Consider the following 10,023-nt stretch of genomic DNA (forward strand, 5'->3'; position numbering starts at 1 on the left):
CGTGCGCCCCTCTTCAAGCTCTCGCTCCAGTTCGGCCACATGACGGTCGAACACCTCGGCGGTCACCTGGCCGCCGCCGGCGAGTTCGGCCCAATAGCCGGCGTTCGCCGCCGCCGCCACGATCTCGGGATCCACCGTGGTCGGCGTCATGCCGGCCAGCAGCACCGGCGGCTTGCCGGTCAGTTCGCTGAACTTGGTGACGAGCTTGTCTCCGGCGGGGGTATGCGCCACATGCGGCGCAAAATCCTTCCAGTTCTGCGTGCGGCGCGGTTCGGTGTCCAGCGTGGCCAACGCCGCGCGATCCGACGCGGACGACGCCTCGACCACGCCGACGCCGGTGCCCTCGACCACTTTGCCGATCAGCTTGCCCAGCGTGGCGCCCGGACCGAGGTCCACGATCCACAGGGACGCCGGATCGTTGGAGGCAAGTGTCGCGCGCACGGTCGACGCCCAATCCACATGGTTGAGCAGCACCTCATCCGCGAGCGTCCGGGCACGGGACTCGTCCAGCTCGCAGGCGCGGGCCCACTCCACGGCCTGCTCGACGGCCGGGGCCATCAGCGGGGAGTGGAACGGCAGCGTCACCTCAAGATATTCGAGCACCGGGTCGAATACGGCGCCGCCACGCACCTTGTCGTCGCGCAACTTGGCCTGGCGGGCATGCTCCCTGCCCACTTCGACGGCGAAGCTGGCCAGATCCTCCGGATACCCGGACAACACGTGGTGGTTGGACGAATTGGTGACGGCGATGGAGATCGGACCGTGCGGATTGACCACACGGGCGGCCAGCACTCTGATCTGTTCCTCGGTGGCTCCTTTCACCGACAGCATCGGGCTGGCCTCGCCATGCGATGCGGCGATCCCCAGCTCACGGGCCTTGCGGGTGCCGGCGGCGCCGATCAGCGCGGCCATGGCGAGAATCTGGTCAATCTGCTCGCCGGCGGAGGCCAGCGAACCGGCGTCCGCGGCGACCTGTGCCATATGGACACCGAGAATGCCCTGAGAATGCCCCAGTAGGGCGACCGGCTTGGCGGCGGCGATCTCATAGCCGAGATGGGCGAGATCGGTCAGCGCACCCAGCTGGGTGAGCGCAATGCCCTCCACCGAAACGGTGGCGTCGGCGGCGGCACCCAGACGTGCGGGGTTCGGGGCGAATCCGAACAGGTCAACGGGTTTGCCGGTGGTGGCCAGCAGTTCCGCGCTCACCGGGGTCAACAGCCGCGCGGCTGCGGCGGCATGAGCCTTCAGCGAAGCTTCGAGGGTCGGATCGTTCGTCAGATCGGCGAGCGCCACCGGCCACGGGGTGGACTGGCCGGCAAAGGCGAGTGCGTGCGGCTCGGAGGCAAGGCGGTTCAGAAAGAAAGTGGTCATTCGTAGCTCCATGCTTGTGAATTGGTGTGTGAATAGGTATGTGAATCGGTTGGTTTATGGTCTGTGTTGTTCTGTGTTGCTGTTCGTCGCTGATTGGCACGCGATTACAACGGCTGGTTGCCGTGGTGTTTGCCGGTACGGCGACACCGTCGCTTGGAGGCCAGCAATTTCAGTGATTGCTCAATCACCTCACGCGTTTGCTCGGGGTCGATCATCGCGTCGATTTCCCCCATTTCAAGCGATAGGTTCGCGTTGACGGTGGTGCGCTCGTAGTCGGCGGCGAGCTTCCTGCGCAGTTCGTCGACGTCCCTGCCGGCCTCCCGGGCCTTCTGCAGGTCCTTGCGGTGGATGATGTTCACAGCGCCGGTGGCGCCAAGCACCGCGATCTGGGAGGTGGGCCACGCGAAGTTCATGTCGGCGCCGATGGACTTGGATCCCATCACGATGTACGCGCCGCCGAACGCCTTCCTCAGGACGACGGTCACCATGGGCACCTGCGCGTTGGCGTAGGCATAGATCACCTTGGCTCCACGGCGAATGATGCCGGCATGCTCCTGGTCGGAACCGGGTTTGTAGCCGGGCACGTCCACCAGGGTGATCACCGGCAGGTTGAACGCGTCGCACAGCCTGACGAAGCGGGCCACCTTCTCGGACGAATCGACGTCAAGGATGCCGGCCCGCACATTCGGCTGATTGGCGACCACACCCACGGGATGCCCGTCGATGCAGGCGAATCCCACCACCGCGGAGGCGCCGAACAACTCCTGCACCTGCACGAATTCGCCGTAATCGACGATGCAGCGGATCACCTCGAGCATGTCGTAGGGCTGCCGGTCGTTGTCGGGCACGATGGATGCCAGTCGCTTCGCGGCCTCACGTTCGGTGCGGCCCGAGCCGAAGGCGTAGACAGGCGGCTGTTCGTCGCTGCTGGACGGCAGGTAGGCGAGCACCGTGCGCGCGTAGTCGATGGCGTCCGCCTCATCCTCGCCGAGGTAATGCGCCACTCCGGATTTGGCGTTATGCACATAGCCTCCACCCAACTCGTCCATGCTGATCGTCTCGCCGGTCGCGGCCTTCACCACATCGGGGCCAGTGACGAACATATTGGAATGTTCCTTGGTCATGATGATCAGATCGGTCAATGCCGGGCAATACACCGCACCGCCCGCGCAGGGCCCCAGAATCAGCGAGATTTGGGGGATGAATCCGCTGGCCTCGCAGGTTTTTCTGAAGATGCGCCCGTATTGGGTCAGCGCCGCGACGCCCTCCTGGATGCGTGCGCCGCCGGAGTCGACGATCGCAACCACCGGGACCTTGAGTTCGAGCGCCATATCCATCAGATGGCAGATCTTGGCGCCTTCCGCCGTGCCCAGCGTGCCGCCCTTCACGGAAAAGTCCTGCGCGTACACGCCGACCTTGCGGCCGTAGATCTCGCCGAATCCGGTGATCACGGCGCTGCCGGCCACATCATTGTTGATATTGCCGCCGGCGAAGCGGCCGATTTCCTCGAAAGTGCCGGAGTCGAACAGCAGGTCGAGCCGCTCGCGGGCCGTGTATTTGCCCTTGGCGTGCTGGCGGGAGCGTGCGCGCTCCTCGGCCGTGCGTGCCAATTCGGCCGCCTTGATCACGGCTTGGCGCAGCGGCTGCGCCGACGCGGCGGACGCTGTGGACGCGCCGTTGGCGGTATGGCCCGTCCGGTTCGACCGGCCCGCCGCATGCAGGGCGTTCAGTGCGCTCACGGTCGCCGGAGCGCTGATGATATCGGTCATGCCGTCTCCTTGTCATTGCGGTCGTTATGGCTACCATCCGCATTGGATTGCGGTTCGGCGACGGTCTTGGGCTTGTCTCCCGCCGCCTGAACGTCGAGGGTGACCAGGGTCGCGCCGGCCTCCACGCCGTCGCCCGGAGAAACGAAGATCTTGGTCACCGTCCCCTCCACCGGCGCGTAGACGTAGTTCTCCATCTTCATGGATTCGAGCACCACCAGCAGGTCGCCTTTCCTGACGGACGCGCCCTCCGCGACGTTGATGCGGGTGACCACCGCCTGCATGGGGGACGCGATCACGCCGGACGCGCCCTCGTCGGCTCGTTTGGCGACCGGGTCGGCGCCGTGAAGGGCCGAACCGCGCAACGGTTGGGTGGGACGGCGAACGGCTCCGCTCTGCAAGCGCGGCGAGCCGGTCAAACCGTCGACGATGTCTTGGGGAACGGTCAGCTTGACGCGCTTGTCATTGATCTCGATCACAAAGGTCTCGCTCACCGGACGGTCCGACGCACCGGCGGCCGAAGCGCCGAGCGAGGCGGGCTGGCCCGAATTGCTGGTCTGCGGCACGCGATTCAGATAGGTGCGCTCCAGCCATTTGGTACTCACCTCGAAGCCGTGACCGTGTTCGGCGGTGAAGGCGTCGTCGGTGAAGATCTTGGCAAACAGGCTGGCCGGCGTGGGCACGCCCTCGATCTTGAGCTCGCGCAGCGCACGGCGCACACGGGCCACCGCGGCGGGACGGTCCTGCGCGGTCACCACGAGCTTGCCCATCATCGAATCGAATTTCGGCGAGACGGTGTCGCCCTCCTCCACGCCGGAATCAATGCGGATGCCGGGACCGGACGGCCAGACCACCGTGGTGAGCGTACCGGAGCTCGGCGTGAGATTGGTCGCCGGATCCTCACAGGTGATGCGCAATTCGAAACTGTGGCCGCGCGGCGCCGGGGCCTCGGTCAGCGCACCGCCATCCGCGATCACCAGCTGTTCACGCACCAGATCAAGTCCGGAGACCTCCTCGGAAACCGTATGCTCCACCTGCAACCTCGGATTGACCTCGAGGAAATACACCTTGCCCGCCGGGGTCACCATGAATTCGCAGGTTCCCAGCCCCACATAATCCACCTCTTCGAACAGGTGGCGGGAGTATCCCCGCAACTGCAGCTCCACGTCCCTGCTGACGAACGGGGCCGGGGCCTCTTCGATCAGCTTCTGGTTGCGCCGCTGCACCGTGCAGTCGCGGGTGGAGTACACGGTGAAGTTGCCATGGAAATCACGCCCGGACTGGGTCTCGATATGACGGGCCTTGTCGATGAACTTCTCGATGAAATACTCGCCCAGATCGCCGCCCTGCAATGCGTCGTGATTGAGGTAGAAGCCACGCAGCTCATCGTCGTCGCGCACCACGCTGATGCCGTGGCCGCCGCCGCCGTCGGTTCGCTTCATCATCACCGGATAGCCGTACGTGTGGGCGAAATCAAGCAGCGTGCGCATGTCGGTCACCGGCTCGGCAATGCCCGGCACGCTGGGAACGTGCGCCGCCTTGGCCACTCGTTTCGCGGTGATTTTGTCTCCAAGATCGGTAAGCGCCTGCGGGGCGGGACCCACCCATTTCGCCCCGGCCGCCGTGACCTTGGCGGCGAATCCGGCGACTTCCGACAGGAAACCGTAGCCGGGGTGCACGGCGTCCGCGCCGCTGCGCCGAAGAATGTCGATCAGCAGGTCCTCGTTGAGATACGTGTCGCGATAGGTGTCTCCCGGCAGCAGATACGCCTCGTCGGCCATCTGCACATACTGGCTGTCCCGATCCTGTTCCGCGTAGACGGCCACGGTGGAGATGCCCATCTCCTGGGCCGTGCGCACCACGCGCAACGCGATTTCACCGCGATTGGCAATCAGCAGTTTCTTCATGCGTTCCTTCCATCCGATCCGTATCGTTCAGTCACAGCCCGTTCGTTCGCGCCATCCGGGGCCGCGGCCCGCGGCAGCACTCCGACATCCGCGGTACGAATGGCCTCCACGGCGCCATCGGGCCTTCTCACCATCAGCGCGGCATCCGGGGCAATGGATTCCGCCACTCCGGTGATCGTCGATCCGTCGACCAGCGTCGCCTCAACCGGACGGCCCAGCGTCCAGCACACCGAGGTCAGACGGCGGCGCAGATCCTCGACGGCCTCGGCCGGACTGTTCAGCAGCGCGGCGAATTCCCTGCGCAACGCACCGACGATGGCTTCGCCGAGCCGATCGCGCAACCGCGCGAAATCAGGCAGCGCATCGTACTGCTCCTGCAGTGACGTGGCCTGCGGGGTCGGCAACGCATCGGGGTCGAACAGCAGATTCAGCCCAATGCCGACGATGAAGGCCACGCGGTTCCGGGCAGCGTCGGAGGGTATCCGCACGGCCTCGGTCAGGATGCCGCCGAGTTTGCGTCCTGCCATGAACACGTCATTCGGCCACTTGAGCTCGACGCCATGGGCGGAGTCGTTCGCGACGCGCGCGCCAACGGCCTCCAGCGCCTCGGAAATGCCGGTCTGCGCGGCAAGGCCGGCGGCCATCGTCAGCCAGCCGGATCGTTCCGCGCACACCATGGCGCGCGGCAACGGCATGACGAACGACGCGATGAACGACCGCCCGGGCTCATTCACCCAGCTTCGTCCCAAACGCCCATGACCCGCCGTCTGCATATCGGCGGCCACCATGCCCACCGACGGCTGGCATGCGGAGTCGGCGGATTGCGCGCGCAGCAGCCCGGTGATGAAAGCATCGCCCTCGCGGCACCACTCGCGCAGCACGGCGTTCGTGGAGGTCACGACGCCAAACAGTCGGAAGCCCTCCGCGGCCTCCGCGCTGAGAGGCATGGGCCACCGCGGTTCCGGCGTCGCCTCAGCGGGCAGCGTCGGATTGTGCGCATATCGAGTCATGAGGTCCACGCTATGCGCACGACGACGATGGGCGTATGGACGAGCTCAACAAAAAACATCATCGTGATTTGTGGAAACTCACAAACGCCTTCGTAAGCTACCCGTCCGTAGGATGACGATACGTCCGCAGCCTGGACGCATACGCTTTCCGCACCACACATGCAAGGGGACCCCATGTACGTCGCCAACCAACACAACACAACCACGGCCGCCACGGCCGCATCCTCCGGAGCCGACGACTCCTCGACCCGGCGCCGGCTCGCCGGCGCGGCCCGAGTGCTGCTGTTCGCCGGCCTGATGTGGGGCGCCACGGCCGCCGGTGAGATCCCGATTCCCGGCACGCCCGTACCAATCACCCTGCAGACCTTTGTGGTGATGCTTGCCGCGCTGACACTAACCTGGCGCGAGGGCGCCGCCTCCATGGCCGTCTACCTCGCCGCCGGCGCCGCGGGGCTGCCGGTGTTCGCAGGCGGCGCGTCCACCACGGCGCTGTTCGGCCCCTCAGCCGGTTTTCTCATCGGATTCCTGCCAGGTGTGATCGTCACGGCCCTGCTGCGTGGCGGCCGCAATGCCACAGTCGCATCATGGCTTCGCGCGCTGCGCTCCTTCGCCGCCGCTTTGATCGGCTGCGTCGCGGTGGTGTACGCCATTGGGTTCCTGGTCCAGTCGGCGGTTACGGGGGTTTCCTTCACCGCCGTGGCGACCGCCTCCATGGGTTTTGTGATCGGCGACGTCATCAAGGCCCTTGTCGCCACCGCCTCGGTGATGGGTATCGACAGGCTACGCCGCTGACGAAACGGGTAATCTGAACTACACTATGCTGATGTGAATTCGTGGATACCGTGGACTACCGGCAGCAAATCGGGCGAAGCCGCGCCGGATGCCGTCCGCGCGTCCGCGCCCCCAGCCCCCCGGACCGGCCGCAATCGTCGTTCGACGGGGTTGGAACCCGAGGATCTCGCCCGTGCCTACAGTGCGCACAGGGTCGGGCGCACCACCACGCATCCGCAATTGCCCGACGAGGCCTGGCAGGTGGTCGACAAGGCGGAGCGGCATCTCGACAAGGATCTCGACTGGTATAAGGCGCTCACGCCGGCCGACCGCGATCAGCTCAATCTCATCATCGAAACGGCCGTCTCCGATTTTCTCGCCTGGCTCAACGCCACCGTCTACTCCCCGCTCCACAAAACAAGCACGCCGTCCACGGACCATATCTTCTTCGTCGCACCGCTGGAATTCACCAAATCAATCACCCTCAAGCAGGCGTTGCAGGTCACGCGCCTCATCGTCAGCATTCTCGAGCGCAACGTCGGCAAATTAGCCAGACGCGGCAAAGAGGAAGTCACCCGCAACGCGATGCTGTATTACGCGCGCGAAGTGGCGTTCTCCGCGGCCAACGTGTACGCGTCGTCGGCGGAGGCACGCGGTGATTGGGACGCCCGGCTGGAGGCGCTGGCCATCGAGGATCTGATCGACGGCGTCACCGACCATCATGTCGCCAGCAGACTCAGCATGCTGGGATGGCCCGCGGAATACGACTGCTTCGCCGTGATCGGATCCATCCGGGCCGAAAGCAGCGACGACAACAACGACGGCATCGGCTCGGCGCTCGCGCAGCGACATCTTCGCATGGCCATACGCCAGATGGGAGGCGAATGCGTGATGAGCTATCACGACAACATGATGATCATGCTCATCGACCCGCGAAGCGGCAACACTCCAGAGGGGCTCTGCGACGCGCTGCTCGGCCAATTCGACGATCGGAAGCCGGTATGCCTCGGGCCTCTGCGCCACGGCATCGAGGGGGCGTCCGCCACCATTCGCGCCGCACTCAGCACCATCGCCGTCATTCCGGCCCTCAACGAGATGCATCGCCCGCTGCGGGCCGACGACGCGCTGCCGGAACGCGCGTTATTCGGCGACGAGGATGCCCGCATGGAACTGTACCGCACCGTTTACTGCTCGCTGCGCAACGCGGGTGAGTCGGCGAACGCGCCAAGCGAGCAAGCCGCCGACAATCCGCTGCTTGCCACAGTCGCGACCTTCCTGAGATCCGGCAGTTCGCTGGAGACCACGGCACGCGAACTCAACGTGCATCCCAACACCGTGCGATACCGTTTGAAGCGGTCCGTGGAGCTGACCGGATGGGATCCGCTCACCCCCCGCGAAGCGTATGTGCTCACCACCGCCATCGCCATCGGGCGCGTCATGGATGCGCAATCATCCAACTGAGATTGCCCCAGTAAGGTTGTCCAGATCGCTCTGAACGCTGCTCCATGTTCCCCGCTCCCGCTTGCGACTGCGGAAAACGCAACGATCGCACATCAATGAAAACCATCCGGGGGTTATAGACCAAAATGTGTTTCTGACAGCGAATCATAGGGTTTCACCCATACAACCTGTCACTAACAAGCTTTTCACCCATAGAACCTGTTGGAAAAACGCCAAATTCTATGGGTGAAAGAAATCAGGATCCGGCATATCGATCAATACCAAGCACTCAACACCAAGCAACGAAAAGGACCGACTCCCGCAATGGGAAGCCGGCCCCTTACCGATATGAAAACCTCGAATCAGGCGAGAGTGGCCGGATCAACCGGCACGCCCGGGTTCATCGTGGAGGTGATCGTGGCCTTGGTGATGTAGCGGCCCTTGACGGTGGAGGGCTTCAGACGCTTGACTTCGTCGGCCACGGCCTTGAAGTTCTCGTCCAGAGCCTTCTCGTCGAAGGAGAGCTTGCCGATGAGGAAGCTCAGATTGCCGTTCTTGTCCACACGGAACTCGATCTTGCCGCCCTTGATGTCGGCGACGGCCTTGGCCACATCCATGGTCACGGTGCCGGTCTTCGGGTTCGGCATGAGGCCACGAGGACCAAGCACACGGCCCAGACGGCCGACCTTGCCCATCATGTCCGGAGTGGCGACCACGGCGTCGAAGTCGAGGTAGCCGCCCTGAACCTTGGCGATCAGATCGTCATCGCCGACCTCGTCGGCGCCGGCCTCGAGGGCCTCGGTGGCCTTCGGGCCACGGGCGAACACGAGGACCTTGGCGGTCTTGCCGGTGCCGTGGGGCAGGTTGACCGTGCCGCGCACCAGCTGATCGGCCTTGCGCGGGTCCACGTTCAGACGGTAGACGGCCTCGACGGTCTGGTCGAAGTTGTAGGCCGGGAAGCTCTTGATCAGGGCAATGGCCTCATTGGCGGTGTACAGGTTGTTGCGATCGACCTTTTCGGCGGCCTCGCGGTACTTCTTGGAACGCTGAACCATCAGTCCTTCTCCTCTCAGTCGGTCACCGTAATGCCCATGGAGCGGGCGGTGCCTTCGATGATCTTCATGCCGGCTTCGATATCGCGGGCGGACAGGTCCTCCATCTTGATCTGGGCGATCTCACGGACCTGATCCTTGGTGACGGAGCCAACCTTGTGGGTCAGCGGGTTGTCGGTACCCTTCTGGATACCGGCGGCCTTGAGCAGCAGAGCGGCTGCCGGCGGGGTCTTCAGAATGAAGGTGAAGGAACGATCTTCGTACACGGTGATCTCAACAGGGATCACCTGGCCCATCTTGTCCTTCGTCTGGTCGTTGTAGGCCTTGCAGAAGTCCATGATGTTGACGCCGTGCGAACCCAGCGCAGGGCCCAGCGGCGGGGCCGGGTTGGCCTTGCCAGCCTGAATCTGCAGCTTGATCAGCGCGGAGACTTTCTTCTTGGGAGCCATAGTATGGTTCTTCTTTCTATAACGCGGTGCTGACGGTCGCCGTGCGTTGCCGTTGCCGGCTTACCTGAAACTTGGCCTCCAAGTTCACATGCCTGCGCAACGTTCGCGCGGTCTCCTCCCGCAGCTTATATTGCTGTGCTGTGCTAGCGGGTCTCCCCTCCAGACACAAGCCTTCCTATTGTGCGCGTGCCGCTGGACAACTCCGTCGTGCGACAGCGGACCGCAGGACCGTACCGCCATGCCGTGGGAAACGCTCC

At 64.4% G+C, this 10,023-nt stretch carries 7 protein-coding genes and 1 pseudogene; 2 read left to right on the forward strand and 6 right to left on the reverse strand.

The features are described from left to right. The 4 genes and pseudogenes from B2994_RS03620 to B2994_RS03635 form a co-directional block, all read right to left on the reverse strand. Positions 1-1,371: pseudogene (locus tag B2994_RS03620) on the reverse strand (type I polyketide synthase); the annotation flags it as partial. Positions 1,372-1,475: 104 nt separating this feature from the next. After that, positions 1,476-3,092, reverse strand: a complete 1,617-nt coding sequence (locus B2994_RS03625) for an acyl-CoA carboxylase subunit beta (protein WP_414630634.1) — start codon at positions 3,090-3,092, stop codon at positions 1,476-1,478. 44 nt (positions 3,093-3,136) lie between these two features. Then, the gene (locus B2994_RS03630) at positions 3,137-5,044 is read right to left on the reverse strand and encodes a biotin carboxylase N-terminal domain-containing protein (RefSeq protein WP_291527023.1); all 1,908 of its coding nucleotides are present in this window, start codon (positions 5,042-5,044) and stop codon (positions 3,137-3,139) included. Further along, complete coding sequence (locus B2994_RS03635; RefSeq protein ID WP_291527024.1) at positions 5,041-6,054, reverse strand: biotin--[acetyl-CoA-carboxylase] ligase; 1,014 nt, start codon at positions 6,052-6,054, stop codon at positions 5,041-5,043. The genes B2994_RS03630 and B2994_RS03635 overlap by 4 nt, the downstream gene beginning before the upstream one ends. Before the next feature lie 174 nt (positions 6,055-6,228). On the opposite strand from B2994_RS03635, the gene B2994_RS03640 reads away from it, so the two are divergent. Both B2994_RS03640 and B2994_RS03645 read left to right on the forward strand, forming a co-directional pair. Then, positions 6,229-6,846, forward strand: a complete 618-nt coding sequence (locus B2994_RS03640) for a biotin transporter BioY (protein ID WP_291527025.1) — start codon at positions 6,229-6,231, stop codon at positions 6,844-6,846. Positions 6,847-6,879: 33 nt separating this feature from the next. Beyond that, positions 6,880-8,286, forward strand: coding sequence for a PucR family transcriptional regulator (locus tag B2994_RS03645; protein ID WP_291527026.1), 1,407 nt, complete (start codon positions 6,880-6,882; stop codon positions 8,284-8,286). Between the two features lie 341 nt (positions 8,287-8,627). Here the strand turns inward: B2994_RS03645 and rplA are convergent, their stop codons facing one another. Then, the gene (gene rplA / locus B2994_RS03650; protein WP_291527027.1) at positions 8,628-9,320 is read right to left on the reverse strand and encodes a 50S ribosomal protein L1; all 693 of its coding nucleotides are present in this window, start codon (positions 9,318-9,320) and stop codon (positions 8,628-8,630) included. Positions 9,321-9,334: 14 nt separating this feature from the next. Then, the gene (rplK, locus tag B2994_RS03655; RefSeq protein WP_291527028.1) at positions 9,335-9,766 is read right to left on the reverse strand and encodes a 50S ribosomal protein L11; all 432 of its coding nucleotides are present in this window, start codon (positions 9,764-9,766) and stop codon (positions 9,335-9,337) included. Positions 9,767-10,023: the final 257 nt, after the last annotated feature.

This window comes from Bifidobacterium sp. UBA744, assembly GCA_002298605.1.
GTDB lineage: Bacteria > Actinomycetota > Actinomycetes > Actinomycetales > Bifidobacteriaceae > Bifidobacterium.

Bases quoted from the DNA above. Each gene is read 5' to 3' on its own strand.
- B2994_RS03630 (WP_291527023.1), bottom strand. From the start codon at position 5,044: ATGAAGAAACTGCTGATTGCCAATCGCGGTGAAATCGCGTTGCGCGTG.
- B2994_RS03635 (WP_291527024.1), bottom strand. From the start codon at position 6,054: ATGACTCGATATGCGCACAATCCGACGCTGCCCGCTGAGGCGACGCCG.
- B2994_RS03640 (WP_291527025.1), top strand. From the start codon at position 6,229: ATGTACGTCGCCAACCAACACAACACAACCACGGCCGCCACGGCCGCA.
- rplA (WP_291527027.1), bottom strand. From the start codon at position 9,320: ATGGTTCAGCGTTCCAAGAAGTACCGCGAGGCCGCCGAAAAGGTCGAT.
- rplK (WP_291527028.1), bottom strand. From the start codon at position 9,766: ATGGCTCCCAAGAAGAAAGTCTCCGCGCTGATCAAGCTGCAGATTCAG.